At 63.4% G+C, this 25,516-nt stretch carries 35 protein-coding genes; 34 read left to right on the top strand and 1 reads right to left on the bottom strand.

Annotated features, from left to right (window positions below; translation table 11 throughout):
• The first annotated feature begins 230 nt into the window (after positions 1 to 230).
• From rpsL to BN1263_RS07100, 32 genes are all read left to right on the top strand, one after another.
• The gene (rpsL, locus tag BN1263_RS07255; protein ID WP_004145320.1) at positions 231 to 605 is read left to right on the top strand and encodes a 30S ribosomal protein S12; all 375 of its coding nucleotides are present in this window, start codon (positions 231 to 233) and stop codon (positions 603 to 605) included.
• Positions 606 to 617: 12 nt separating this feature from the next.
• Complete coding sequence (gene rpsG / locus BN1263_RS07250) at positions 618 to 1,091, top strand: 30S ribosomal protein S7 (RefSeq protein WP_004145321.1); 474 nt, start codon at positions 618 to 620, stop codon at positions 1,089 to 1,091.
• Between the two features lie 141 nt (positions 1,092 to 1,232).
• Positions 1,233 to 3,374, top strand: coding sequence for an elongation factor G (fusA, locus tag BN1263_RS07245; RefSeq protein ID WP_019662237.1), 2,142 nt, complete (start codon positions 1,233 to 1,235; stop codon positions 3,372 to 3,374).
• Between the two features lie 52 nt (positions 3,375 to 3,426).
• Positions 3,427 to 4,617, top strand: a complete 1,191-nt coding sequence (tuf, locus tag BN1263_RS07240) for an elongation factor Tu (protein WP_033835886.1) — start codon at positions 3,427 to 3,429, stop codon at positions 4,615 to 4,617.
• A gap of 332 nt (positions 4,618 to 4,949) precedes the next feature.
• Positions 4,950 to 5,261 carry a 30S ribosomal protein S10 gene (gene rpsJ, locus BN1263_RS07235; RefSeq protein WP_005408208.1) on the top strand — a complete coding sequence of 104 codons (312 nt, stop codon included), beginning with the start codon at positions 4,950 to 4,952 and terminating at the stop codon, positions 5,259 to 5,261.
• 11 nt (positions 5,262 to 5,272) lie between these two features.
• Complete coding sequence (gene rplC, locus BN1263_RS07230) at positions 5,273 to 5,923, top strand: 50S ribosomal protein L3 (protein ID WP_004145336.1); 651 nt, start codon at positions 5,273 to 5,275, stop codon at positions 5,921 to 5,923.
• Between the two features lie 12 nt (positions 5,924 to 5,935).
• Positions 5,936 to 6,541 (top strand): 50S ribosomal protein L4, encoded by a 606-nt coding sequence (rplD, locus tag BN1263_RS07225; RefSeq protein ID WP_019659578.1) that lies wholly within the window; start codon positions 5,936 to 5,938, stop codon positions 6,539 to 6,541.
• On the top strand, positions 6,538 to 6,837 hold the full coding sequence (gene rplW, locus BN1263_RS07220) for a 50S ribosomal protein L23 (protein ID WP_004145338.1): 300 nt from the start codon (positions 6,538 to 6,540) through the stop codon (positions 6,835 to 6,837). The genes rplD and rplW overlap by 4 nt, the downstream gene beginning before the upstream one ends.
• Before the next feature lie 10 nt (positions 6,838 to 6,847).
• Positions 6,848 to 7,675, top strand: coding sequence for a 50S ribosomal protein L2 (rplB, locus tag BN1263_RS07215; RefSeq protein WP_004145339.1), 828 nt, complete (start codon positions 6,848 to 6,850; stop codon positions 7,673 to 7,675).
• Positions 7,676 to 7,681: 6 nt separating this feature from the next.
• Positions 7,682 to 7,951: a 30S ribosomal protein S19 gene (gene rpsS / locus BN1263_RS07210; RefSeq protein ID WP_005415413.1), complete on the top strand. Its 270-nt coding sequence runs from the start codon at positions 7,682 to 7,684 to the stop codon at positions 7,949 to 7,951.
• Between the two features lie 12 nt (positions 7,952 to 7,963).
• On the top strand, positions 7,964 to 8,299 hold the full coding sequence (gene rplV / locus BN1263_RS07205) for a 50S ribosomal protein L22 (protein ID WP_004145348.1): 336 nt from the start codon (positions 7,964 to 7,966) through the stop codon (positions 8,297 to 8,299).
• Between the two features lie 18 nt (positions 8,300 to 8,317).
• On the top strand, positions 8,318 to 9,052 hold the full coding sequence (gene rpsC, locus BN1263_RS07200; RefSeq protein ID WP_005415414.1) for a 30S ribosomal protein S3: 735 nt from the start codon (positions 8,318 to 8,320) through the stop codon (positions 9,050 to 9,052).
• 5 nt (positions 9,053 to 9,057) lie between these two features.
• Complete coding sequence (rplP, locus tag BN1263_RS07195) at positions 9,058 to 9,471, top strand: 50S ribosomal protein L16 (protein ID WP_004154486.1); 414 nt, start codon at positions 9,058 to 9,060, stop codon at positions 9,469 to 9,471.
• Positions 9,471 to 9,656 (top strand): 50S ribosomal protein L29, encoded by a 186-nt coding sequence (rpmC, locus tag BN1263_RS07190; protein WP_004154487.1) that lies wholly within the window; start codon positions 9,471 to 9,473, stop codon positions 9,654 to 9,656. Before rplP ends, rpmC begins: the two co-directional genes overlap by 1 nt.
• An 11-nt stretch (positions 9,657 to 9,667) precedes the next feature.
• Positions 9,668 to 9,937: a 30S ribosomal protein S17 gene (gene rpsQ, locus BN1263_RS07185; RefSeq protein WP_004154489.1), complete on the top strand. Its 270-nt coding sequence runs from the start codon at positions 9,668 to 9,670 to the stop codon at positions 9,935 to 9,937.
• A 12-nt stretch (positions 9,938 to 9,949) separates the two neighbouring features.
• Positions 9,950 to 10,318, top strand: coding sequence for a 50S ribosomal protein L14 (gene rplN, locus BN1263_RS07180; RefSeq protein WP_010483978.1), 369 nt, complete (start codon positions 9,950 to 9,952; stop codon positions 10,316 to 10,318).
• Positions 10,319 to 10,334: 16 nt separating this feature from the next.
• Positions 10,335 to 10,652 carry a 50S ribosomal protein L24 gene (gene rplX, locus BN1263_RS07175; RefSeq protein ID WP_004154490.1) on the top strand — a complete coding sequence of 106 codons (318 nt, stop codon included), beginning with the start codon at positions 10,335 to 10,337 and terminating at the stop codon, positions 10,650 to 10,652.
• Between the two features lie 11 nt (positions 10,653 to 10,663).
• A complete protein-coding gene (gene rplE / locus BN1263_RS07170) occupies positions 10,664 to 11,206 on the top strand; it encodes a 50S ribosomal protein L5 (RefSeq protein WP_005415416.1) in 543 nt (180 codons plus the stop codon).
• An 18-nt stretch (positions 11,207 to 11,224) separates the two neighbouring features.
• On the top strand, positions 11,225 to 11,530 hold the full coding sequence (rpsN, locus tag BN1263_RS07165) for a 30S ribosomal protein S14 (protein WP_019659577.1): 306 nt from the start codon (positions 11,225 to 11,227) through the stop codon (positions 11,528 to 11,530).
• Positions 11,531 to 11,788: 258 nt separating this feature from the next.
• The gene (gene rpsH, locus BN1263_RS07160; RefSeq protein WP_021204581.1) at positions 11,789 to 12,187 is read left to right on the top strand and encodes a 30S ribosomal protein S8; all 399 of its coding nucleotides are present in this window, start codon (positions 11,789 to 11,791) and stop codon (positions 12,185 to 12,187) included.
• A gap of 18 nt (positions 12,188 to 12,205) precedes the next feature.
• Positions 12,206 to 12,730 carry a 50S ribosomal protein L6 gene (gene rplF, locus BN1263_RS07155; protein WP_019659576.1) on the top strand — a complete coding sequence of 175 codons (525 nt, stop codon included), beginning with the start codon at positions 12,206 to 12,208 and terminating at the stop codon, positions 12,728 to 12,730.
• An 80-nt stretch (positions 12,731 to 12,810) separates the two neighbouring features.
• Positions 12,811 to 13,170, top strand: coding sequence for a 50S ribosomal protein L18 (gene rplR / locus BN1263_RS07150; protein WP_026346969.1), 360 nt, complete (start codon positions 12,811 to 12,813; stop codon positions 13,168 to 13,170).
• A 161-nt stretch (positions 13,171 to 13,331) separates the two neighbouring features.
• On the top strand, positions 13,332 to 13,874 hold the full coding sequence (gene rpsE / locus BN1263_RS07145; RefSeq protein WP_004154496.1) for a 30S ribosomal protein S5: 543 nt from the start codon (positions 13,332 to 13,334) through the stop codon (positions 13,872 to 13,874).
• Complete coding sequence (gene rpmD, locus BN1263_RS07140) at positions 13,867 to 14,058, top strand: 50S ribosomal protein L30 (RefSeq protein ID WP_005408214.1); 192 nt, start codon at positions 13,867 to 13,869, stop codon at positions 14,056 to 14,058. The genes rpsE and rpmD overlap by 8 nt, the downstream gene beginning before the upstream one ends.
• A 6-nt stretch (positions 14,059 to 14,064) precedes the next feature.
• Complete coding sequence (gene rplO / locus BN1263_RS07135) at positions 14,065 to 14,508, top strand: 50S ribosomal protein L15 (protein WP_004154498.1); 444 nt, start codon at positions 14,065 to 14,067, stop codon at positions 14,506 to 14,508.
• 7 nt (positions 14,509 to 14,515) lie between these two features.
• Positions 14,516 to 15,883, top strand: a complete 1,368-nt coding sequence (gene secY, locus BN1263_RS07130) for a preprotein translocase subunit SecY (protein ID WP_005408215.1) — start codon at positions 14,516 to 14,518, stop codon at positions 15,881 to 15,883.
• Positions 15,884 to 16,229: 346 nt separating this feature from the next.
• Complete coding sequence (gene rpsM / locus BN1263_RS07125; protein WP_004154500.1) at positions 16,230 to 16,586, top strand: 30S ribosomal protein S13; 357 nt, start codon at positions 16,230 to 16,232, stop codon at positions 16,584 to 16,586.
• A gap of 11 nt (positions 16,587 to 16,597) precedes the next feature.
• On the top strand, positions 16,598 to 16,987 hold the full coding sequence (rpsK, locus tag BN1263_RS07120) for a 30S ribosomal protein S11 (protein WP_004145443.1): 390 nt from the start codon (positions 16,598 to 16,600) through the stop codon (positions 16,985 to 16,987).
• A 15-nt stretch (positions 16,988 to 17,002) separates the two neighbouring features.
• Positions 17,003 to 17,632, top strand: a complete 630-nt coding sequence (rpsD, locus tag BN1263_RS07115; protein ID WP_004145446.1) for a 30S ribosomal protein S4 — start codon at positions 17,003 to 17,005, stop codon at positions 17,630 to 17,632.
• Positions 17,633 to 17,687: 55 nt separating this feature from the next.
• Positions 17,688 to 18,686, top strand: a complete 999-nt coding sequence (locus BN1263_RS07110) for a DNA-directed RNA polymerase subunit alpha (RefSeq protein WP_005408216.1) — start codon at positions 17,688 to 17,690, stop codon at positions 18,684 to 18,686.
• A 190-nt stretch (positions 18,687 to 18,876) separates the two neighbouring features.
• The gene (gene rplQ / locus BN1263_RS07105; RefSeq protein ID WP_005408217.1) at positions 18,877 to 19,260 is read left to right on the top strand and encodes a 50S ribosomal protein L17; all 384 of its coding nucleotides are present in this window, start codon (positions 18,877 to 18,879) and stop codon (positions 19,258 to 19,260) included.
• Between the two features lie 166 nt (positions 19,261 to 19,426).
• On the top strand, positions 19,427 to 19,933 hold the full coding sequence (locus BN1263_RS07100; protein ID WP_058980348.1) for a disulfide bond formation protein B: 507 nt from the start codon (positions 19,427 to 19,429) through the stop codon (positions 19,931 to 19,933).
• Positions 19,934 to 19,998: 65 nt separating this feature from the next.
• Here BN1263_RS07100 and BN1263_RS07095 read toward each other — a convergent pair whose 3' ends face one another.
• Positions 19,999 to 22,122, bottom strand: coding sequence for a TonB-dependent receptor (locus tag BN1263_RS07095; protein WP_058980347.1), 2,124 nt, complete (start codon positions 22,120 to 22,122; stop codon positions 19,999 to 20,001).
• A gap of 217 nt (positions 22,123 to 22,339) precedes the next feature.
• On the opposite strand from BN1263_RS07095, the gene BN1263_RS07090 reads away from it, so the two are divergent.
• Positions 22,340 to 23,731, top strand: coding sequence for a class II 3-deoxy-7-phosphoheptulonate synthase (locus BN1263_RS07090; RefSeq protein WP_019659572.1), 1,392 nt, complete (start codon positions 22,340 to 22,342; stop codon positions 23,729 to 23,731).
• Positions 23,732 to 24,319: 588 nt separating this feature from the next.
• On the top strand, positions 24,320 to 25,507 hold the full coding sequence (locus tag BN1263_RS07085; protein ID WP_448226379.1) for a mechanosensitive ion channel family protein: 1,188 nt from the start codon (positions 24,320 to 24,322) through the stop codon (positions 25,505 to 25,507).
• The last annotated feature ends 9 nt before the right edge of the window (positions 25,508 to 25,516 follow it).

Here is a 25,516-nt window from a genome sequence, read left to right as displayed (position 1 = left end):
CCGGCGCAGGGCAGGGTGGACCTCGCGGTTCACCCCGCCAACCTGAACGGGGTACATGGAGGCCCCCCAGTAACGTTCCGGGATCAGGAGCGGGCTTGACAGGAGGCGTTTGACTGCTTTCCTGGCAGGTTGCTACAATCGTCTGTCTCAGCAGGCCAGAATTTTGGCCTGCTTTAACATTTCCGCATCTCTGGCCGGATTTTCCGGCCACCAATCAGAAGAACCTACTGATGGCGACGATCAACCAGCTGGTCCGCAAGCCGCGGCAAGCGACCACCTACAAGAGTGCCTCGCCGGCGCTCGACAAGTGCCCGCAGCGCCGTGGCGTCTGCACCCGTGTCTACACCACCACTCCGAAGAAGCCGAACTCGGCTCTGCGCAAGGTTGCCAAGGTCCGCCTGACCAACCAGGAAGAAGTGATTTCCTACATCGGTGGTGAAGGCCACAACCTGCAGGAGCACTCCGTGGTCCTGATCCGCGGCGGTCGCGTCAAGGACCTGCCGGGTGTGCGTTACCACACCGTTCGTGGCTCGCTCGACGCCGCCGGCGTTGCCAAGCGTCGCCAGGCCCGTTCCAAGTACGGCGCCAAGCGTCCGAAGGCATAAGGAGAGAGCACAATGTCGCGTAAGGGTAATACTCCGCAGCGTTCCGTCCTGCCCGATCCGAAGCACGGAAGCGAAACCATCGCCCGTTTCATCAACATGGTCATGCAGAGCGGCAAGAAGTCCGTCGCCGAGAAGATCGTGTACGGCGCCATGGACGTGATCACCGAGAAGAACAGCAGCGCCAACGCCATTGAACTGGTGCAGAAGGCTCTGGACAACGTCGCTCCGGCGGTCGAAGTCAAGTCGCGCCGCGTCGGTGGTGCCACCTACCAGGTGCCGGTCGAAGTGCGTTCGTCGCGCAAGATGGCCCTGGCCATGCGCTGGCTGATCGACTCCGCGCGCAAGCGCGGCGAGAACACCATGCCGAAGAAGCTGGCTGCTGAACTGATCGACGCCTCGGAAAACCGTGGCGGCGCCATCAAGAAGCGCGAAGAAACCCACCGCATGGCCGAAGCCAACAAGGCATTCGCCCACTACCGCTGGTGAGTTTGACGGCCTTGTAAAACAGGCAGGGCAGCACCACTTCGGTGCGTGCTGCCTCGCGGTCCCAGAAAGACTGCGCCAATCCGAAGGCCGCCGAAAGGCGGCGTTCGGCCATCCGAAATCCAAGAAATCTGAGAGGCTCCCGTGGCCCGTTCCACTCCCATCGAGCGTTACCGTAACTTCGGCATCATGGCTCACATCGATGCCGGCAAGACCACCACGTCCGAGCGCATCCTGTTCTACACCGGCAAGAGCCACAAGATCGGTGAAGTGCACGACGGCGCCGCCACCATGGACTGGATGGAGCAGGAGCAGGAGCGTGGCATCACGATCCAGTCCGCTGCCACCACCGCGTTCTGGAAGGGCATGGACAAGTCCCTGCCGGAGCACCGCTTCAACATCATCGACACCCCGGGGCACGTCGACTTCACCATCGAAGTTGAGCGCTCGCTGCGCGTGCTCGACGGTGCCGTCTTCGTCCTGTGCGCCGTCGGTGGCGTGCAGCCGCAGTCGGAAACCGTGTGGCGCCAAGCCAACAAGTACCACGTGCCGCGCATCGCGTTCGTCAACAAGATGGACCGCACCGGTGCCAACTTCCAGAAGGTCGTCGGCCAGCTGAAGGCCAAGCTGGGCGCGGTTGCCGTGCCGATGCAGCTGCCGATCGGCGCTGAAGACAACTTCAAGGGCGTTGTCGACCTGCTGAAGATGAAGGCCATCCACTGGGATGAGGCCTCGCAGGGCATGAAGTTCGAGTACAGCGACATCCCGGCCGATCTGCAGGCGGCTGCGGAAGAAGCTCGCCAGTTCATGGTCGAGACCGCTGCCGAAGCCAGCGAAGAGCTGATGGAAAAGTACCTGGGCGGCGAAGAGCTGGCCGAGGCCGAAATCATCAACGCGCTGCGTACCCGTACCCTGGCCACCGAGATCGTGCCGATGTACTGCGGCTCGGCCTTCAAGAACAAGGGCGTGCAGGCCATGCTGGACGGCGTGATCCAGCTGCTGCCGTCGCCGGTCGACGTGCCGGACGTGAAGGGCGTGGACGTTGACGACGACACCGTCGAAATGACCCGCAAGTCGGACGACAAGGCGCCGTTCTCGTCGCTGGCCTTCAAGATCATCACCGACCCGTTCGTCGGCGCGCTGACCTTCTTCCGTGTCTACTCGGGCACCCTGAACGGTGGCGACACCGTGCTGAACTCGGTGAAGGGCAAGAAGGAGCGCATCGGCCGCATCCTGCAGATGCACTCGAACAACCGCGAGGAAATCAAGGAAGTTCTGGCTGGTGACATCGCTGCTGCCGTGGGCCTGAAGGACACCACCACCGGTGACACCCTGTGCGCCGTGGATGCGCCGATCATCTTGGAGCGCATGACGTTCCCGGAGCCGGTGATCTCGATGGCCGTCGAGCCGAAGACCAAGTCGGACCAGGAAAAAATGGGTCTGGCGCTGGGTCGCCTGGCGCAGGAAGATCCGTCGTTCCGCGTCAAGACCGACGAAGAATCCGGCCAGACCATCATCTCGGGCATGGGCGAGCTGCACCTGGACATCATCGTCGACCGCCTGAAGCGCGAGTTCAACGTTGAAGCCAACGTCGGCGCGCCGCAGGTGGCCTACCGCGAAACCATCACCCTGGCTGACGTCAAGTCGGACTACAAGCACGCCAAGCAGTCCGGTGGTAAGGGTCAGTACGGTCACGTCGTGATCGAGCTGTCGCCGATCACCGCTGAAGATCGTGCCGATCCGAAGATCGCTCCGATGATCAAGGACGATTTCCTGTTCATCAACGACATCACCGGCGGCGTGATCCCGAAGGAATTCATTCCGTCGGTTGAAAAGGGCCTGCGCGAAACCATCACCAGCGGCCCGCTGGCTGGCTTCCCGGTCGTGGACGTCAAGGTGAAGCTGGTGTTCGGTTCGTACCACGACGTCGACTCCTCGGAAATGGCGTTCAAGCTGGCTTCGTCGATGGCCTTCAAGCAGGGCTTCGCCAAGGCCAAGCCGGTGCTGCTGGAGCCGATCATGAAGGTCGAGATCGTGACCCCGGAGGATTACCAGGGTGACGTGATGGGCGACGTCAGCCGTCGTCGCGGCGTGCTGCAGGGTTCCGACACCACCGGTGACGGTTCGGCCAGCATCATCAACGCGATGATCCCGCTGGGTGAAATGTTCGGCTACGCCACTGCGCTGCGTTCGCAGACCCAGGGCCGCGCCACCTTCACCATGGAATTCGATCACTACGAGCCGGCTCCGACCAACATCGCCGAAGCCGTCATGAAGAAGGGCTGAGCCTCGCTCAGCCTCTCTTGAAACCATTTACGAACAATCAAGGTATAGAACAATGGCAAAGGGTAAGTTCGAGCGCACCAAGCCGCACGTCAACGTCGGCACCATCGGTCACGTCGACCACGGCAAGACCACGCTGACCGCTGCACTGACCAAGATCGGTGCCGAGCGCTTCGGTGGCGAGTTCAAGGATTACTCCTCGATCGACGCCGCTCCGGAAGAAAAGGCACGTGGCATCACGATCTCGACCGCGCACGTCGAATACGAATCCCCGATCCGTCACTACGCCCACGTTGACTGCCCGGGCCACGCTGACTACGTCAAGAACATGATCACCGGTGCCGCCCAGATGGACGGCGCGATCCTGGTGTGCTCGGCCGCTGACGGCCCGATGCCGCAGACCCGCGAGCACATCCTGCTGTCGCGTCAGGTCGGCGTGCCGTACATCGTCGTGTTCCTGAACAAGGCCGACATGGTTGACGACGCCGAGCTGCTCGAGCTGGTCGAGATGGAAGTGCGTGAGCTGCTGAGCAAGTACGACTTCCCGGGTGATGACACCCCGATCATCGCTGGTTCGGCCCGCCTGGCGCTGGAAGGTGACCAGAGCGACATCGGCGTGCCCGCCATCCTGAAGCTGGTCGATGCCCTGGACAGCTGGATTCCGGAGCCGGAGCGTGCGATCGACAAGCCGTTCCTGATGCCGGTGGAAGACGTGTTCTCGATCTCGGGCCGCGGCACCGTGGTGACCGGCCGTATCGAGCGCGGCGTGATCAAGGTCGGCGACGAAATCGAAATCGTCGGCATCCGTCCGGTGCAGAAGACCACCGTGACCGGCGTTGAAATGTTCCGCAAGCTGCTGGACCAGGGTCAGGCAGGCGACAACGCTGGCCTGCTGCTGCGCGGCACCAAGCGTGACGACGTCGAGCGTGGCCAGGTGCTGGCCAAGCCGGGCACGATCAAGCCGCACACCAAGTTCGAGGGTGAAGTCTACGTCCTGTCGAAGGACGAAGGCGGCCGTCACACCCCGTTCTTCAACGGCTACCGTCCGCAGTTCTACTTCCGCACCACCGACATCACCGGCGCAGCTGCACTGCCGGAAGGCGTCGAAATGGTGATGCCGGGTGACAACGTCAAGATGGTCGTCACCCTGATCAACCCGGTGGCGATGGACGAAGGCCTGCGCTTCGCCATCCGCGAAGGCGGCCGCACCGTCGGCGCCGGCGTGGTCTCGAAGATCATCGAGTAATCTGGTAGTATCTGCGCCCCGATGTTGCCTGGGTAGGGCATCGGGGCGTATCAAATGGGAAAGCAGGCACAGGATGTGCCTTGTGTTCCCCGGACCAGGAAGGGTCAATGCCATTCAGGCGGCGTCAACAGGCGACTGTTGACAGCTGCCTTGTGTGCCATTATGCTTCTACGTCTGGGCAGGCCGGGAAACTGGTCTGCCTACGTTTTTGAGGTCTATGGAGTGACCTTGTCGGCCTGCAGGAGTGTGGGCCGTCCGTATTCAGGAATTTCATGGGGCAAAGCAACCCAGAGGCTTTGTCTGTCGCTCTTTTAACGAAGGAACCTACCGCCATGGCGGACCAAAAGATCCGGATCCGGCTGAAAGCGTTCGATCATCGTCTGATCGACCGTTCGGCCAGCGAGATCGTTGAAACGGCAAAGCGGACCGGCGCGCAAGTGCGTGGCCCGATCCCGCTGCCGACCAAGATCGAGCGCTACACCGTTCTCGTCTCCCCGCACGTCGACAAGGACGCGCGTGACCAGTACGAGACCCGCACGCACAAGCGCGTGCTCGATATCGTTGACCCGAATGACAAGACCGTGGACGCGCTGATGAAGCTCGAACTGGCTGCCGGCGTCGACGTTCAGATCAAGCTGACCTGAGGACTACGACCATGACGAAGAAGTATTCGTTGGGCTTCGTGGGCCGCAAGGCCGGCATGAGCCGCGTGTTCACTGAAGATGGCCGCTCCATCCCGGTGACCCTGATCGAAGCAACCCCGAACCGCATCGCGCAGATCAAGACCGTCGAAACCGACGGCTACAGCGCCGTGCAGGTGACCGTCGGCGCGCGTCGCGCTGCCCTGGTCAACAAGCCGGAAGCCGGCCACTTCGCCAAGGCGAAGGTGGAAGCGGGTCGTGGCCTGTGGGAATTCCGCGTTGAAGACGCGCAGCTCGGCGATTTCGCCGTTGGCGGCGAAGTCAAGGCGGACATCTTCGAAGTCGGCCAGATCGTCGACGTCCAGGGTGTCACCAAGGGTAAGGGCTTCCAGGGCACCATCAAGCGCCACAACTTCCGTATGGGCGATGCAACCCACGGTAACTCGCTGTCGCATCGCGCGCCGGGTTCGCTGGGTCAGCGCCAGACCCCGGGTCGCGTTTTCCCGGGCAAGAAGATGTCGGGCCACATGGGCGCGGTGCAGCAGAGCACCCAGAACCTGGAAGTGGTCAAGGTCGACGTCGAGCGCGGTCTGATCGCCGTTCGCGGCGCCGTTCCGGGCGCGGCCGGTGGCGATGTGATCGTCCGTCCGGCGAGCAAGGCATAAGGAGAGATGACGATGGAACTCGTTATCACGGGTAGCAACAACAAGGTCTCGGTCTCCGAAGCCGTGTTCGGTCGCGATTTCAGCGAAGATCTGGTCCACCAGGTCGTCGTTGCTTACCGCAACGCCGGTCGCGCCGGCACCAAGGCACAGAAGACTCGCTCCGAAGTGGCTGGTACCACCAAGAAGTCGAAGAAGCAGAAGGGCGGCGGCGCGCGTCATGGCGCACTGACGGCTCCGATCTTCGTCGGCGGCGGTGTCACCTTCGCGGCCAAGCCGCGCAGCTTCGAGCAGAAGGTCAATCGTAAGCAGTACCGTGCCGCCATGTGCGCGATCCTGTCCGAGCTGAACCGTCAGGGCCGTCTGACCATCGTGGAGTCCTTCGACGTCGAAGTGACCAACACGAAGGGTCTGGTCGCCAAGCTGGCCGGCCTGGAAGTGGGCAAGCGCCCGCTGATCGTCACCGAAGAAGCGTCCGAGCACCTGTACCTGTCCGCCCGCAATCTGCCGTACGTGCAGGTGCGTGACGTCCAGGGCCTGGATCCGGTCTCGCTGGTGGGTGCCGACACGGTCGTCATCACCGCTGACGCGGTCAAGAAGGTCGAGGAGTGGCTGGCATGAACAGCAACGAAAAAATCTTCAGCGTGCTGCGTGCCCCGCGTGTCTCCGAAAAGACCGCGCGCCTGCAGGAACTCTCCAACCAGTATGTCTTCGAAGTTTCGAACGAAGCCACCAAGGCCGATGTAAAGGCCGCGGTTGAGCAGCTGTTCGACGTCAAGGTCGAAGCTGTCAACGTGGTCAACGTCAAGGGCAAGAACAAGTCCTTCCGTAACCGTGCTGGCCGCCGCGGCGATTGGCGCAAGGCGTACGTTCGCCTGGCCGATGGCCAGTCGATCGATGTAACGGCCAAGGCCTGAGGTACATCCCATGCCATTGATGAAATTCAAGCCCACTTCCCCCGGCCGCCGTTCGGCCGTGCGCGTGGTCACTCCCGACCTGCACAAGGGTGCTCCGCACGCTGCCCTGGTCGAGTCGCAGAGCCGCTCGGGTGGTCGTAACCACCATGGCCGCATCACCGTGCGTCACGTCGGTGGTGGTGCCAAGCAGCACTACCGCATCATCGACTTCAAGCGCAACAAGCTGGGCATCCCGGCGCGCGTGGAACGCATCGAATACGATCCGAACCGCACCGCCCACATCGCCCTGCTGTGCTACGTCGACGGTGAGCGCCGCTACATCATCGCCCCGAAGGGTCTGAAGGCCGGTGATCAGGTGATCGCTGGTTCGGATGCCCCGATCAAGGCTGGCAACACCCTGCCGCTGCGCAACATCCCGGTCGGTACCACCATCCACTGCATCGAACTGAAGCCCGGCAAGGGCGCTCAGATCGCCCGCGCCGCCGGTGCGGCCGTGCAGCTGGTGGCCCGCGAAGGCATCTACGCCACCCTGCGCCTGCGCTCGGGTGAAATGCGCAAGGTGCCGGTCGAGTGCTGCGCCACCATCGGCGAAGTCGGCAACGACGAGCACAGCCTGGAAAAGCTGGGCAAGGCCGGTGCCAAGCGTTGGCGCGGCGTCCGCCCGACCGTTCGTGGTGCTGCCATGAACCCGGTTGACCACCCGCACGGTGGTGGTGAGGCCAAGGCCGGCCAGGGTAACCCGCATCCGGTCACCCCGTGGGGTGTCCCGACCAAGGGTTACAAGACGCGCCATAACAAGCGCACTCAGCAGTTCATCGTCCGCGATCGTAGGGGCTAATCGACCATGGCACGTTCACTCAAGAAGGGCCCGTTCGTCGATCACCACCTCGTCAAGAAGGTGGAGGCCGCTGCGGGCAGCAAGAAGCCGATCAAGACCTGGTCGCGCCGTTCGATGATCCTGCCTGACATGGTAGGCATCACCATTGCCGTGCATAACGGCAAGAACCACATCCCGGTTCTCGTCAACGAGAACATGGTCGGCCACAAGCTCGGCGAATTTGCCATCACCCGGACCTTCAAGGGTCACGGTGGTGACAAGAAGTCGGGCAAGTAAGGAGAGATGACAATGGAAGCGAAAGCCATCCTGCGCACTGCGCGCATCTCCCCGCAGAAGGCTCGTCTGGTCGCTGACCAGGTGCGCGGTCTGCCGGCCGAACGTGCGGTCAACCTGCTGAAGTTCTCGGACAAGAAGGCTGCCCACCTGATCAAGAAGGTGGTGGAGTCGGCTATTGCCAATGCCGAGAACAACCAGGGCGCCGACGTCGACGAGCTGAAGGTTCAGACCATCATGGTTGATGAAGGTCCGACCCTGAAGCGTTTCATGGCGCGGGCGAAAGGCCGCGGTACCCGCATCCTCAAGCGCACCAGCCACATCACTGTGGTTGTGGGCGCCGCCAAGTAAGCGGATAAGGAAAAGACCATGGGTCATAAAGTTCATCCGATTGGTATCCGCCTCGGCATTTCCAAGGACTGGAACTCCAAGTGGTACGCCAACAAGGCCGAGTTCGCCGGTTACCTGGCAGCCGACCTGAAAGTGCGCGACATGCTGCGCAAGAAGCTGGCCCAGGCCGGCATCAGCAAGATCCTGATCGAGCGTCCGGCCAAGACCGCTCGCGTGACGATCCACACCGCCCGTCCGGGCGTGGTGATCGGCAAGCGCGGTGAGGACATCGAGAAGCTGCGCAAGGAAGTGAGCGAGATGATGGGCGTCCCGGCGCACATCAACGTCACCGAAGTGCGCAAGCCGGAACTGGACGCGCAGCTCGTTGCCGAGTCGATCGCCCAGCAGCTGGAGCGTCGCATCATGTTCCGCCGTGCAATGAAGCGCTCGGTCGGCAACGCGATGCGCCTGGGTGCCCTGGGCATCAAGGTCAACGTCGGTGGCCGCCTCAACGGTGCAGAAATCGCCCGTTCGGAGTGGTACCGCGAAGGCCGCGTGCCGCTGCACACCCTGCGTGCCGACATCGACTATGGCTTCGCTGAAGCCAAGACGACCTACGGCATCATCGGCATCAAGGTCTGGATCTACAAGGGCGAGGTCTTCGATTTCTCCCAGGTTGGCCAGGAAAAGCAGGACGACACCCCGTCGCGCAACGATCGTCACGATCGCGGCGACCGTGGTGACCGTCAGCGCCCGGCCCGTGAAGCGAGGTAACGACAATGTTGCAACCCAAGCGAACCAAGTACCGCAAGGTACACAAGGGCCGTAACGATGGCCTGAGCTGGAGCGCCAACGCTGTCAGCTTCGGCGAATACGGCCTGAAGGCAACCGCACACGGTCAGCTGACCGCGCGCCAGATCGAAGCGGCCCGCCGCTCGATCAGCCGCTACGTCAAGCGCGGCGGCAAGATGTGGATCCGCGTGTTCCCCGACAAGCCCATCACCAAGAAGCCCATCGAAGTCCGAATGGGTTCGGGTAAGGGTAACGTGGAATACTGGGTGGCCCAGATCCAGCCCGGCCGCATGATCTATGAAATCGAGGGTGTTTCCGAGGAAGTGGCTCGCGAGGCGTTCCGCCTGGCCGCCGCCAAGCTCTCGGTCACCACCACTTTCGTGACCCGTACGGTGCGCTGATGGATATCAAAACTCTCCGTGAAAAGTCGGCTGACGAACTCAAGGCCCACCTGATCGACCTGCGTAAGGAACAGTTCTCTGTCCGTATGCAGCAGGTCACCGGCCAGCTGCCGAAGACCCACGACATTCGCCGGGTCCGTCGCGAGATTGCTCGCGTCAAGACCCTGCTCGGCAGCACGAAGTAAGGATGGCCGCTATGAGCGACAATACTGAAAAGAAGACGCTGCGCACGGTCGAAGGCCGTGTCGTCAGCAACAAGATGGACAAGACGGTTACCGTCCTGGTTGAGCGTCAGGTCAAGCACGCGCTGTACGGCAAGTACATCAAGCGCTCGACCAAGCTGCACGCCCACGATGCCGACAACGCCTGCAAGGAAGGCGATGTCGTCCGCGTGACCGAGATTGCTCCGATGTCCAAGACCAAGAACTGGCGCGTGGTGGAAGTCATCACGCGTGCGGCTGAATAAGGAGTCTGAATCATGATCCAGATGCAGAGCTACCTTGACGTCGCGGACAATTCGGGTGCCAAGCAGGTGATGTGCTTCAAGGTGCTGGGTGGTTCCAAGCGCCGTTACGCCGGCATCGGCGACATCATCAAGGTCACCGTGAAGGATGCGATTCCGCGCGGCAAGGTCAAGAAGGGTGAAGTGTATGACGCCGTCGTGGTGCGTACCCGCAAGGGTGTGCGTCGCGCCGACGGTTCGCTGATCCGCTTCGACGGCAACGCGGCCGTCCTGCTGAACAACAAGCAGGAGCCGATCGGTACCCGTATCTTCGGGCCGGTGACCCGTGAACTTCGTTCGGAGAAGTTCATGAAGATCGTCTCGCTCGCTCCCGAAGTGCTGTGAGCGACAGGAGATAATCATGGCTAACCGTATCAAGAAGGGCGACCAGGTTGTCGTCAACGCTGGCAAGGACAAGGGCAAGCAGGGCGAAGTCGTCCGCGTCGACGGCGACCGTGTGGTCGTCGCCAACGTGAACATCGTCAAGCGCCACACCAAGCCGAACCCGCAGGCAGGTGTTGCCGGCGGCGTGGTCGAGCGCGAAGCTTCGATCCATATCTCCAACGTGAACGTGCTGAACCCGGCTTCGGGCAAGGGCGAACGCGTTGGCTTCAAGGTGCTGGAGGATGGACGCAAACTGCGTGTGTTCCGCTCCAGCGGTGAGGCGCTCGACGCCTGAGGAATGTGAAGATGACTTCCCGTCTCGAAAAGATCTACAAGGAAGAAGTGGTGCCGGCGCTGATGAAGCAGTTCGGCTACACCAATCCGATGGAAGTACCGAAGCTCGTCAAGGTCACCCTGAACATGGGTGTCGGCGAGGCTGCCACCAACAAGAAGATCCTGGAAAACGCCGTCGCGGACATGACCAAGATTTCCGGCCAGAAGCCGGTTGTCACCAAGTCGCGTATCTCGGTCGCGTCGTTCAAGATCCGTGATGGTTGGCCGATCGGCTGCAAGACCACGCTGCGTCGCCACAAGATGTACGAGTTCCTGGACCGCCTGATCAACATCTCGCTGCCGCGCGTGCGCGACTTCCGTGGTGTTTCCGGCCGTTCCTTCGACGGCCGCGGCAACTTCAACATGGGTGTGAAGGAACAGATCATCTTCCCGGAAATCGACTTCGACGCCGTCGACGCGATCCGCGGCATGGATATCGCCATCACCACCACTGCGAAGACCGATGCGGAAGCGAAGGCGCTGCTGGCAGCGTTCAAGTTCCCGTTCCGTAACTGATCTGTCGAGGAAACCGAAATGGCAAAGACCTCCATGGTCAACCGCGACATCAAGCGGGAAAAGCTGGCCAAGAAGTACGCTGAAAAGCGTGCGGCTCTGAAGAAGATCGTGTCCTCCGTGGACGCGACCTACGAAGAGAAGATCGAGGCCGCAACCAAGCTGGCCAAGCTGCCGCGCGATTCGTCGCCGAGCCGCCAGCGTAATCGTTGCGAGCTGTCGGGTCGTCCGCGTGGCGTCTACAGCAAGTTCGGCCTGGGCCGTAACAAGCTGCGTGAAGCCACCATGCGTGGCGACGTGCCGGGTCTGCGCAAGGCCAGCTGGTAACCCCAGCCGGCCCTGCGATCAGGAGCCCCTTCGGGGGTTCCTGAACCGGGCAGGGGAGGCATTCAGCTTTCCCGACGCAAAAAAACCGAGGAGCCCGGCGCAAGCCGGGCTCTTTTGGCGTATACTCCCGCGTCTTGCCCTGCGCAAACGGGGTCGTAGGAGTGGGCTTCCGGCCCGCTGCATCAAGGGACCTGGCCCGTTTCCAGGAGACAACAGATTTTCGCGAAAGCGGATATCGGTGCACTCAAAGGTACTCATATGAGCATGACTGATCCCATCGCCGACCTGCTGGTCCGCATCAAGAATGCGGCCGCGGTGGGCAAGCAGACGGTGAAAGCCCCGTCGTCCAAGATCAAGGTTGCGATCGCCCAGGTCCTGAAGGACGAGGGTTACATCGCCGACCTGCGCGTGACCCAGCTGGAAAACAACAAGTCCGAGCTGGAAATCGTGCTGAAGTATTTCGAAGGCAAGCCGGTCATCGCGACCCTGAAGCGCTTCTCGCGTTCGGGCCTGCGCCAGTACCGCGGCAAGAGCGAGCTGCCGAAGGTCATGAACGGCCTGGGTATCTCCATCATTTCCACCTCCAAGGGCATCATGACTGATGCGCAGGCGCGCCAGCTGGGCGTCGGCGGCGAAGTCCTGTGCTTCGTGGCCTAAGGCGAAAGGAGTAGAACTATGTCCCGCGTAGCCAAGAAGCCGATTACCCTGGGTAAGGTTGAACTGAACGTCCAGTCGGACAGCGTCACCGCCAAGGGCCCGAAGGGCACCCTGTCGCTGGCCAAGCCGGCCGGTATTGCCATCAACGTCGACAACGGCGTTGCCACCCTGAGCACCGAAAGCGCCGACCTGGTCGCACTGACCGGTACCGTGCGTGCGATCCTGTCCAACATGGTCAAGGGCGTGTCCGAAGGCTTCGAGCGCAAGCTGGAGCTGGTGGGCGTGGGTTACCGCGCTGCCATGCAGGGCAAGGACCTGAACCTGTCGCTGGGCTTCTCGCACCCGGTCGTGTTCGTGGCGCCGGAAGGCATCACGCTGTCGACCCCGACCCAGACCGAGATCCTGGTCCAGGGCGCTGACAAGCAGGTCGTCGGTGAAGTTGCCGCCAAGATCCGTGCGTTCCGCAAGCCGGAACCGTACAAGGGCAAGGGCGTGAAGTACTCCGACGAAGTCATCATCCGTAAGGAAGCCAAGAAGGCATAAGCGCGAGTCCCTCGCAAGAGCCCGCACATCCCTGTGCGGACTTCTCAGGGAAAAGCTCTTCCTTCAGCTTTCAAGGAATAATCAAAATGAACAAGAACATCGCCCGCCTGCGTCGCGCCAAGTCGACCCGTGCCCACATCCGTGAGCTCGGCGTCGCCCGCCTGTCGGTGCTGCGCACCGGCCAGCACCTGTACGCCCAGGTCTTCACCGCCGACGGCTCCAAGGTGCTGGCTGCTGCCAACACCACCCAGGCCGACGTCATCGAAGGCCTGAAGAACGGCAAGAACGCCGATGCTGCTGCCAAGGTTGGCCGCATCGTTGCCGAGCGCGCCAAGGCCGCCGGCATCGAGAAGGTTGCCTTCGATCGTTCGGGCTACCGCTACCACGGCCGCATCAAGGCCCTGGCAGAAGCCGCCCGCGAAGCCGGCCTGCAGTTCTAAGGGACAAGGGCAGGGGGCCATTGGCCTCCTGCCCACCTGCTCGCCAGCCTGAGTGAGGCTGGACGGCGCCGCTCTTCTGCAGCGGCCCACCGGAACAACGCGTCACGCCACAACCATAAGCGGCTTCGAGCCGTACATACCCAAACAACCAAGGAATCAACATGGCAGAAGAGCGTCAGCAGCGGGGTCGCGATCGCGACCGTAACCGCGAAGAGAAGATCGACGACGGCATGATCGAAAAGCTGGTCGCGGTCAACCGCGTCAGCAAGACCGTCAAGGGTGGCCGCCAGTTCACCTTCACCGCCCTGACCGTCGTCGGCGACGGCGAAGGCAAGGTCGGTTTCGGCTATGGCAAGGCCCGCGAAGTGCCGGTTGCCATCCAGAAGTCGATGGAACAGGCCCGCAAGAACCTGGTCAGTGTTGACCTGAACAACGGCACCCTGTGGCACACCATCAAGGATGGTCACGGCGCAGCCCGCGTGTTCATGCAGCCGGCTTCGGAAGGTACCGGCGTGATCGCCGGCGGTGCCATGCGCGCCGTACTGGAAGCCGTTGGCGTGAAGAACGTGCTGGCCAAGGCCACCGGTTCGCGCAACCCGATCAACCTGGTGCGTGCCACCGTGAAGGGCCTGGCTGCTGCACAGTCGCCGGCTCGCATCGCGGCCAAGCGCGGCAAGAAGGTGGAGGAACTCAACCATGGCTAATGAGTCCAACAAGACTGTCAAGGTCCGCCTGGTGCGTGGCCTGCGTGGCACCCAGTCGCGTCACCGCCTGTCGGTGCGTGCGCTGGGCCTGAACAAGCTCAACGACGTGCGTGAACTGAAGGACAGCCCGCAGGTGCGCGGCCTGATCAACAAGGTTCAGTACCTCGTCCAGGTTGAGGAGTAATCGACCATGACTCTGCGTCTCAATGAACTGAGCCCGGCACCGGGCGCCCGCACCGAGCGTACCCGCGTCGGTCGCGGTATCGGCTCGGGCCTGGGCAAGACTGCCGGCCGCGGCCACAAGGGTTCGTTCGCCCGCAAGGGTGGCGGCAAGATCAAGGCTGGCTTCGAAGGCGGCCAGACCCCCATGCAGCGTCGTCTGCCGAAGATCGGCTTCCGTTCGCCGATCGCCAAGGACACCGCTGAAGTGCTGCTGTACGCACTGGACAAGCTGCCGGCCGGTGAGATCGACTTCGCCGCCCTGCGTGCTGCCAAGCTGGTTCCGAGCACTGCCAAGAAGGCCAAGGTCGTCGTCAAGGGCGAAGTGACCAAGGCGTTCACCCTGAAGGGTATTGCTGCCACGGCGGGTGCCAAGGCCGCGATCGAAGCTGCCGGCGGCAGCGTAACGGAGTAAGAAAATCATGGCGCAAGCTGGCATCGGTAACCTCGCGGGCGGAATGGGCAAGTTCACTGAACTTCGCCAACGTTTGCTGTTCGTCGTCGGGGCTTTGATCGTCTATCGCATCGGCTGCTACGTGCCGGTGCCGGGCGTCAATCCCGATGCCATGCTTGCCATGATGCAACAGCAGGGCGGCGGCATCGTGGACATGTTCAACATGTTCTCGGGCGGCGCCCTGCACCGTTTCAGCATCTTCGCGCTGAACGTGATGCCGTACATCTCGGCATCGATCGTGATGCAGCTGGCCGTGCACATCTTCCCCGCCCTGAAGGCGATGCAGAAGGAAGGTGAGTCCGGCCGCCGCAAGATCACCCAGTATTCGCGCATCGGCGCCGTGCTGCTGGCAGTGGTGCAGGGCGGTTCGATCGCACTGGCCCTGCAGGGCCAGGTCTCGCCGTCGGGCGCTCCGGTCGTGTATGCGCCGGGCATGGGCTTCGTGCTCACCGCCGTGGTCGCGCTGACCGCCGGCACCATGTTCCTGATGTGGGTCGGTGAGCAGGTCACCGAGCGCGGCATCGGCAACGGCGTGTCGCTGATCATCTTCGCCGGTATCGTCGCTGGCCTGCCGGGTGCGATCATCCACACCTTCGACGCCTACCGCGACGGCAACATCCAGTTCATCCAGCTGCTGCTGATCGCCATTGTCGTGCTCGCGTTCACCTTCTTCGTGGTGTTCGTCGAGCGTGGCCAGCGCCGGATCACGGTCAACTACGCACGCCGCCAGGGCGGTCGCAACGCGTACATGAACCAGACCTCGTTCCTGCCCCTGAAGCTCAACATGGCCGGCGTCATTCCGGCAATCTTCGCCTCGAGCCTGCTGGCCTTCCCGGCCACCCTGGCCATGTGGTCCGGCCAGGCGGCCAACCAGAGCAGCTTCGGCCAGGTCCTGCAGAAGGTCGCCAATGCCCTGGGCCCGGGCGAGCCGCTGCACATGATCGTGTTCGCTGCGCTGATCACCGGTTTCGCGTTCTTCTATACCGCGCTGGTGTTCAACTCCCAGGAAACCGCTGACAACCTGAAGAAGTCGGGCGCGCTGATTCCGGGCATCCGTCCGGGCAAGGCCACCGCCGATTACATCGACGGTGTACTGACCCGCCTGACCGCAGCCGGCTCGGCCTATCTGGTGATCGTCTGCCTGCTGCCGGAACTGATGCGCACGCAGCTGAACGCCTCGTTCTACTTCGGCGGTACTTCGCTGCTGATCGTGGTGGTCGTGGTGATGGACTTCATTGCCCAGGTGCAGGCGCACCTGATGTCCCACCAGTACGAGAGCCTGCTGAAAAAGGCCAACCTGAAGGGCGGCAACCGCGGCGGTTTTGCCCGCGGCTGATTGGCCTGTTATACTTTCGTCTTCCTGACGTGATGGTCCCTCCGCTTCGCGGACTCCGGCCACACAAACGAAGGGCGGCCCCCGCAGCGGTTCCGGGTGGGGGTGTGATGAGGTGGTCCCGCGCTGGAGTAGCGCGGGCGGCCCCGGGGATACCCCGGGTCCAACCCCATCCGGCGCCGGAGCCTGGGCACACTCCCCAGGCCGGGTTCATGAAACCAGTGGTTTCACGGGCTTCCATGTAAACCGGAACCTTGTTAGTATCGCTAGTTCACTTTTTTGATCCATCCTGCCGGATTGGCGTGCCCGAGGCGCGCTGTCGGCCATCACTCAGCTGGAGAACCGCGTCATGGCGCGTATTGCAGGCGTCAACCTGCCAGCCCAGAAGCACGTCTGGGTCGGGTTGCAAAGCATTTACGGCATCGGCCGTACCCGTTCGAAGAAGGTCTGCGAAGTCGCAGGCGTTGCTTCGACCACCAAGATCCGCGATCTGTCGGAGCCGGAAATCGAGCGCCTGCGCGCCGAAGTCGGCAAGTACATCGTGGAAGGCGATCTGCGCCGTGAGATCGGCATCGCGATCAAGCGCCTGATGGACCTGGGCTGCTACCGCGGCCTGCGTCACCGTCGTGGCCTCCCGCTGCGTGGCCAGCGCACCCGTACCAACGCCCGCACCCGCAAGGGTCCGCGCAAGGCGATCAAGAAGTAAGGGACTGAGAAATGGCTAAGCCCGCTGCTAAGACCAAGAAGAAGATCAAGCGCGTCGTCACCGACGGCGTTGCCCACGTCCACGCTTCGTTCAACAACACCATCGTCACCATCACCGATCGTCAGGGCAATGCTCTGTCGTGGGCGACCTCCGGTGGCGCTGGCTTCCGCGGTTCGCGCAAGTCGACCCCGTTCGCTGCCCAGGTGGCTGCTGAAAAGGCCGGTCGTGCTGCGCTGGACTACGGCGTGAAGTCGCTGGAAGTCCGCATCAAGGGCCCGGGTCCGGGCCGTGAGTCGGCCGTGCGTTCGCTGAACAACGTCGGCTACAAGATCACCAACATCATCGACGTGACGCCCATCCCGCACAACGGGTGCCGTCCGCCGAAGAAGCGTCGCGTCTAAAGGGAGCGATAAGAAATGGCTCGTTATATCGGTCCTACCTGTAAGCTCGCCCGTCGCGAAGGCGCCGACCTGTCCCTGAAGAGCCCGGCGCGTGCGCTGGACTCCAAGTGCAAGCTGGAGCAGAAGCCCGGCCAGCACGGCGCCACTGCCCGCAAGGGCAAGCTGTCCGACTACGCCACCCAGCTGCGTGAAAAGCAGAAGGTCAAGCGTATCTACGGCCTGCTGGAGCGTCAGTTCCGCAACTACTACAAGAAGGCCTCGACCAAGAAGGGCAACACCGGCGAGAACCTGCTGCAGCTGCTGGAAACCCGCCTGGACAACGTCGTCTACCGCATGGGCTTCGCCGTGACCCGTCCGGCTGCTCGTCAGCTGGTGTCGCACCGCGGCGTCACCGTGAATGGCAAGTCGGTCAACCTGGCTTCGTACCAGGTCAAGGCTGGCGACGCCATCGCCCTGTCTGAAAAGGCTGCCAAGCAGCTGCGCGTCCAGGAAGCCCTGACCGTCGCCGCCCAGCATGACCTGAGCCCGTCGTGGGTTGAAGTGGATTCCGGCAAGTTCACCGGCATCTTCAAGGCCGTTCCGGATCGTTCGGATCTGCCTGCGGACATCAACGAAGCGCTGATCGTCGAGCTGTATTCGAAGTAATTCACATTGGAGAGCCCCCGGCGACGGCCGGGGGTTCACTAGGAGAACCCGCAACATGACGGTTACCGCCAACCAGGTTCTGCGTCCTCGCGGTCCGCAGATCGAACGCCTTACCGACACCCGTGCAAAGGTCGTTATCGAACCTTTGGAGCGGGGTTACGGGCATACGCTGGGCAACGCCCTGCGTCGCGTGCTGCTGTCGTCCATCCCGGGCTTCGCCATCACGGAAGTCGAAATCGACGGCGTGTTGCATGAGTACACCACGGTCGAAGGTCTGCAGGAGGACGTGCTCGAAGTCCTGCTGAACCTGAAGGACGTGGCCATCCGTATGCACTCCGGCGACAGCGCCACCCTGTCCCTGTCCAAGCAGGGCCCGGGCGTTGTCACCGCTGCCGACATCAAGGTCGACCACAATGTGGAGATCCTGAACGGCGACCATGTGATCTGCCACCTGACCAAGGACACGGCGATCAACATGCGTCTGAAGATCGAACGTGGTTTCGGCTACCAGCCGGCTGCCGCGCGTCGTCGTCCGGACGAAGAAACCCGTGCCATCGGCCGCCTGGTCCTGGATGCCTCGTTCTCGCCGGTCCGCCGCGTCGCCTATGCCGTGGAAGCGGCCCGCGTCGAACAGCGTACCGACCTGGACAAGCTGGTCATCGATATCGAGACCAACGGCACCATCGATGCCGAGGAAGCCGTGCGCACCGCCGCCGACATCCTCAGCGACCAGCTGTCGGTGTTCGGTGACTTCACCCACCGCGACCGCGGTGCGGCCAAGCCGGCCAACAACGGCGTGGATCCGGTGCTGCTGCGCCCGATCGACGATCTGGAGCTGACCGTGCGTTCGGCCAACTGCCTGAAGGCTGAAAGCATCTACTACATCGGCGATCTGATCCAGAAGACCGAAGTGGAGCTGCTGAAGACCCCGAACCTGGGCAAGAAGTCGCTCACCGAGATCAAGGAAGTGCTGGCTCAGCGCGGCCTGTCGCTCGGCATGAAGCTGGAGAACTGGCCGCCGGCCGGCGTCGCCAGCCACGGCATGCTGGGCTGATATCGGTAATGCCTGAAGGCTCCACCGTTCGCGGTGGAGCCTTCAACGCAACACAACACGCCACGACGAACCGCAGGTTCGCGGGCAGGCCGTCCAGGACGGAGGGCCAGGACCAACCGCAGTCCGCGCAGCAACGCCAGGATGGCGACAACGATCCGCACAGCCTCATCATTAACCAAGGAATATCACCATGCGTCACCAGAAGTCTGGCCGTAAGTTCAGCCGCACCAGCGCCCACCGCGAAGCGATGTTCAAGAACATGGCCGCCTCGCTGTTCAAGCACGAGCTGATCAAGACCACCCTGCCGAAGGCCAAGGAACTGCGCCGCGTTGCCGAGCCGCTGATCACCCTGGCCAAGGTCGACTCCGTCGCCAACCGCCGTCTGGCCTTCGCCCGCCTGCGCGACAACGAAGCGGTGGGCAACCTGTTCACCATCCTGGGCCCGCGCTACGCGAACCGTCCGGGCGGCTACCTGCGCCTGCTGAAGTGCGGTTTCCGCGCCGGCGACAACGCGCCGATGGCCTACGTCGAGCTGGTCGACCGTCCGGTCGTGGCCGAGGAAGTGGCCGAGTAATCGGACCGCTCCAACGCGACACAGCGAAAGCCCGGCCTCTGCCGGGCTTTTGCGTTTCTGCCTGCCGGATCCGACCCGCACCGTTCCGACAGGCGTCACCTGTGGCGGTTCGAATGGCGCGCGCTCTCGGTTACGCTTGGCGCCCTGATCCATTCGAGCGTTGACGATGAATCCACTGCGCTGGCCCTTCCGCGCCCAGTTCTTCCTGGGCTTCCTGATCTGCGCGGGCCTGCTCGGCTACGCGATCTTCCTGCAGCTGAAGATGGGCCTGGAGCCGTGTCCGCTGTGCATCTTCCAGCGGCTGGCCTTCGCCGCGCTGGGCCTGCTGTTCCTGATCGGTGCGCTGCACGGGCCGTCCAACCGCCCGGGACGCGCGACCTACGGGATTCTCGCCTTCATTGCCGCCGCGGTAGGCGTCGGCATTGCCGCGCGCCACGTCTACGTGCAGATGCTGCCGCCGGAGATGGGCGCGACCTGCGGCCCGCCGCTGAGCTTCCTGCGCGAGACCATGGGGCCGCTGGAAGTGTTCCGCACGGTGCTCACCGGTACCGGCAACTGCGGCAACATCGACTGGACCTTCTTGGGCCTGACCATGCCGATGTGGTCGGGCGTGTGGTTCGTGCTGCTGGCGCTGTGGGCGCTGGTGGTGTCGCTGCGCAGGGTCAAGCGCTGAACGCAGGGTAGTGCCGGCCGCTGGCCGGCACACCGTGGGAATACCGGCCAGCGGCCGGCGCTACCTCAGAAATCCTGCTGCAGGCTCAGGTAAGCACCTCGGCGCGGTCCCCACTGCGGGGCGAAGACGCCGACACCGCCACCGTCGCGCAGCTGGTAGCTGCGATCCAGTGCGTTGATCACGGCCAGTTGGACGTGCAACGGATGGCCGCTGTCGGCATTGAAGTCGTGCCCGGCGCTGAGGTTCACCTGCAGGTACGACGGCAGCTCGCCGCCGTTGGGTACGCCCTCGATGTCCGAACGCAGGCCGCTGCCGAACACGTAGTTGGCACCGATCCGGTTGTGTCCGGCAAAGGCGTAGCTGAAGCCACCCGATGAGGTCAGTTTCTGGTCGTGGTCGAGGTGGATCCAGTGGTCGGCCACATAGGCCAGCGCGTCCGGATCGAGGTTGTACTGGCTGGTGATCACCTGGGTGCCGATGGCCTTGTTGTACGCCGCGTTGAAGTAGGCGCTGAACGGGCCGTTGCTGTAGTCGGCACTGAACTCCAGCCCACGGATGTGGCCACGGCGATAGTTGAACGTCGAGTAGATGTAGGCCGCGCCGAACTGGCCTTCGTCCTGCAGGCGCGCAACGCGGCGATCGTAGGCGTCCAAGCCCAGGGTGAGGTGGTCGCCCACCTGCTGCGACACGCCGATGTCGTAGTAGTCGCTGCGTTCGGCCAGTGGCGTGTTGTTGCCGCCGCTGGGCTGCTGGTTGGTGGTGCCGTCGTATAGGGCGATATCGCTGCTGGCGATCAGCTCACTGGCCGGTGGCGTGAAGTAACGCGAATAGCCGGCATGCACGGTGGTGCTGTCGCTGGCATTCCAGACCACTCCCATGCGGGGGCTGAGCTGGCCCTCGGTGTGGCCAAAGGCCTTGTAGCGGTCGCCGCGCAGGCCGTAGTTGACGGTCCAGTCGTCGCCGATCTTCCATTCATCCTGCACGTACAGCGCCAGCGTGCTGGCATGGAAGGCACTGCGGTCAGGTATCAGCAGCGGTGTGGTGCTGGACTGCTGGCCGGCGTCATCGACCGGAAACACCCAGCTGCTGTTGCTGGCCCGCGCATTCTCGTAGTTGCCGTACAGGCCATAGCGCAGCGTGTGATCGTTGCCCAGTGGGGTGGAGAAATCGGCCTGCAGCGTGTTGGCGCGGTTGCTGCGTTGCACCTGCGAGGCGACGCCACTGAACACCAGGTCGCCGACGACATCCGGATGGAATGCCACATCGCTGTAGCGCTGCCCGGCCGAGAGCTGATATGCGGTGCTGCCCAACGTGCCCTGCAGCACCAGCATGCCGAAGCGGGTGGCCTCGCGCTGGGTTTCATCCAGCTGGCTGGAGTCGAAGGTGGTGGTATCGAGGTAACCGAACTGCGGCGTCTGCCCGGGGTTGACCGGGATCTGGAAGCGATTGTTCGCAAAGCCGGCGAACACGCTCAGGCGGGTGTTCTCGTTGACGAGGTAGGTAAGGTCAGCGAACGCTTTGCCCTGGTGGGTGTCGTCGTGCAGCGGCTTGCGCGAGCGGGCCGGGTTCTCCAGGCCAACCTCGTTCTGGTCGTAGTTGCCAGTCAGGAACCAGCTCCAGCGCCCCTGGTTGCCCCACCACGAGGCGTTGGGATTGATCTTGCCGAACGAGCCTGCGGCCAGCCCGGCGCTGCCGCCGTTGCCGAGCTCGGCGCCGCTGCGGGTGGTGATGTCGACCACTGCAGCGGTGCGCTCGCCGAACTGCGCCGGCAGCGCGCCATCCATCAGGCGGATGCTCTTGATGGTGCGTGCATCCAGCGTCTGGCCGAAGCCCGAGATCGATTCGGGCAGCAGCACGCCGTTGATGCGGTACTGCAGATTGGCGTGGTCGCCGCGCACGTGCACGCCGCCGTAGGAATCCTGGACCACGCCGGGCGCCTGCAGCAGCACCTGGCTGAGCGGCGCGGAGGCGCCCAGCGGCTGCTTCTGGATGTCCTCGGCGGTGATCTGGTACTGGCTGCTGCCGATGTCCGGCGACAGCGTGTTGCGGGCCTGGTCGAGCTGGGCGTGGACGGTGACCGCGTCGAGGTCCTTCACGGGAGCGGCGGCATCGGCGGCCACGGCGAGGGAAGGCAGGCTGGCCAGGGTCAGGGCGAAGGTGATGCCGGTAGCAAGCAGGGAGGGCTTCATGGCGGATAGGCTGTGGAAGGGGCCATTGGGGATTGAGTGTTACTTCGTAACAGTGCGTGGCGAATCATGCGCCTGACCGGCTGGCCGTGGGCATGCCGCTTTTGGCCAATGGCGATGCCCTTTCCCCGGCGTTCAGTCATGTGCAGACGCCGTTCGGCCCTTTGCGACAGCGGTCGGCTCTGCGACCATGAACGTCCCCCACCTCCGGAAGCCTGCAATGAGCCTGTCCGCCGTTTCGCCTGTCCCCGATCCCGTCGCAGCCGCCACCGGCGCTGCCTGGTCGCCGGAGAGCTGGCGTGGCAAGACCGCGCTGCAGATGCCGACCTACCCGGACCCGGTGGCGCTGGACGCTGCCCTGCACGAGCTGAAGCGGCTGCCGCCGCTGGTCACCTCGTGGGAGATCCTGGCCCTGAAGCAGCAGTTGGCGGAGGCCCAGGAGGGCAAGCGCTTCCTGCTGCAGGGCGGCGACTGCGCCGAGAACTTCAGCGACTGCGAATCGGGCACCATCTCCAACCGCCTGAAGGTGCTGCTGCAGATGAGCCTGGTGCTGGTGCATGGGCTGCGCCAGCCGGTGATCCGCGTGGGTCGTTTCGCCGGCCAGTACGCCAAGCCGCGTTCGGCCGATACCGAGACGCGCGACGGTGTGACCCTGCCGAGCTACCGCGGCGATGTCATCAATGCGCCGGCCTTCACTGAAGCAGCGCGCCTGCCGGACCCGAAGCGGATGCTGCAGGCGCACGCGCATTCGGCGATGACGATGAACTTCGTACGGGCGCTGATCGATGGTGGTTTCGCCGACCTGCACCACCCCGAGTACTGGAACCTGGAATGGGTGAGCCATTCGCCGCTGGCCGCCGAGTACCAGAAGATGGTGGCCTCGATCGGCGATGCCGTGCATTTCATGGAGACGTTGGCCGGGGCCCGCGTGCACAACCTCAACCGCATCGACTTCTACACCTCGCATGAAGCGCTGCTGTTGCCGTACGAGCAGGCACTGACCCGCCAGGTGCCCCGCCAGCAGGGCTGGTTGAACCTGAGCACGCATTACCCGTGGATCGGCATGCGCACGGCTGCGCTGGATGGCGCGCACGTGGAATACCTGCGTGGCGTGCGCAATCCGATTGCGATCAAGGTGGGCCCGTCGGTGACGCCGGACCAGCTGCTGCGCCTGATCGATGTGCTCAACCCGCATGACGAGCCGGGCCGCCTGAGCTTCATCCACCGCATGGGTGCCGCGCAGATCGCCGAGAAACTGCCGCCGCTGCTGGACGCGGTCAAGCGTGATGGTCGCCGCGTGCTGTGGGTGTGCGATGCGATGCATGGCAATACCGAAAGCACCGCCAACGGTTTCAAGACACGTCGCTTCGACAACGTGCGTGGCGAGGTGGAGATGTCGTTCGACCTGCATGCGGCCGCCGGTACGCGCCTGGGCGGTGTGCATCTGGAACTGACCGGCGAGGACGTGACCGAGTGCATCGGCGGCGCGCGCGAACTGACCGAGCGCGACCTGGAGCGCGCGTATCGTTCAACGGTGGACCCGCGGTTGAACTACGAGCAGTCGCTGGAAATCGCGATGGCGATCGTACGCAAGCAGGAGCAAGTGCGGTAAGGGTTTTTCGGCAGGGCTTGCAGCCCTGCACCTGCCAGAAGCCGAAGCAACTGCAACGGCAGAAGCGGGCATTCCGTGGGATGGCGGGGCGGTGTGGGCAGGCAGGACACGCCGTGAACCCATCCATGGGGGCTCGATGGCGCCATCCATGGCGCCAACGGTCCTGCCTGCCCACACCGCCCCACCTCTGACAGATCTTCGCGGCTGTTGGTAGGTGTCGACCTTGGTCGACACTACAGATCCACGCCATGCGTGGATGAATCTCGATCGACATCGAATATTTCGATATCGGAACGATCTGAGTCGAGCATGGCTCGGCGCTACAAAAAATGCCGACAGATCGCAGAAAACTGTCGAAGGCGGGGGGGGGCGGTTGCGGGAGTGTCCGCGGCATGGATGCCGCGGCCAAGCCCCATGGAAGGGTTTACTGCGTCTCCCGCAACCGGACCCACCCCGCCATCCCACAGGAAATCCGCTTCTGCTTCTGCTTCGGCTGTTGCTGTTGCTTCGGCTCGCAGCAGGTGCAGGGCTGCAAGCCCTGCCGATCAACACCCTCCTTACGAACGACTGACGTGACGCTCATGCGCCATGCGCGAGGCTGTCCACTTGGCGGTTCGACTGGAGGTGACAAGGGTGCACTGGCAGAGCGCACAGGCCTACGCATGGCCGTTGGGATTGGCCGTGGTGGTGGGCGGTATCGGCGCGTGGCTGATCCTGTGGATCTATCATCGGCTGAAAGGGCGTGATCGGCGGCGCGCGCGCATCGGGCGTGTGCTCGGGCTGCCAATGGCCACCGCATGGCCGCTGCTGCTGTTGATTCCCGCCCTGCAGGCCACGCCGCTGCAGGATCCGTTGCTGGGCCATCTGCAGCATGTGCTGCACATCGCGTTGACTGCCTGCTTCATCTGGTTGCTGGTACGTGCGGTGGCGGCGGGCGAGCGCGCAATCCTGCGCAGCCATCCCATTGATGTCTCCGACAATCTGGAGGCGCGCCGCATCCAGACCCAGACGCGCGTGCTCAGCCGGGTGCTGATGGGCGGCATCATCGTGCTGGGCGCATCGCTGGTGCTGCTGACGTTTCCGATGGTGCAGAAGATCGGTACCGCGCTGCTGGCCTCGGCCGGCCTGATCGGCCTGGTGGCCGGTATCGCGGCCAAGCCGGTGTTCGGCAATCTGATCGCCGGCCTGCAGATCGCGTTGACGCAGCCGATCCGCCTGGATGACGTGGTGATCGTGGAAGGCGAGTGGGGACGCATCGAGGAGATCGGAAGCAGTTACGTGGTGGTGCGTATCTGGGATGAGCGGCGGATGGTGGTGCCGTTGACCTGGTTCATCGAGAACCCGTTCCAGAACTGGACGCGGCGTAGTGCCGACCTGCTCGGCACAGCCTTCCTGTGGCTGGATTATCGTGCCCCGATTGCGGCGATCCGTGCTGAACTGGAGCGCATCTGCCGGGGCGAAGCGTTGTGGGATGGCCGAGTCTGCGTGACCCAGGTGACTGAAACCAGTGAGCGTGCAATCCAGGTCCGCCTGCTGGTCAGTGCGCGCAGCTCCGGCGACGCGTTCGACCTGCGTTGCCTGGTACGCGAGCGCATGCTCGATTTCCTCGCGCGTGAGCATCCGCAGTCGCTGCCGCAGGTGCGTGCGCGGCTGCAGCATGCAGACGAGCTGGACATGCCGCGTGGCCCGAGGGCGCGCACTGCGGATGTGCGTTCGCCGGGTGCTGAAGATGGTGAGGCGGCGATCGTGCCAGCGGAGACCGACCAGCCGCTGTAGAGCCGAGCC

Origin of the sequence: Stenotrophomonas thermophila (assembly GCF_001499715.1) — a bacterium.
In the GTDB taxonomy this organism is placed as follows: Bacteria; Pseudomonadota; Gammaproteobacteria; order Xanthomonadales; family Xanthomonadaceae; genus Stenotrophomonas; species Stenotrophomonas hibiscicola.
This window is presented reverse-complemented; position numbering and strand designations above follow the sequence as displayed.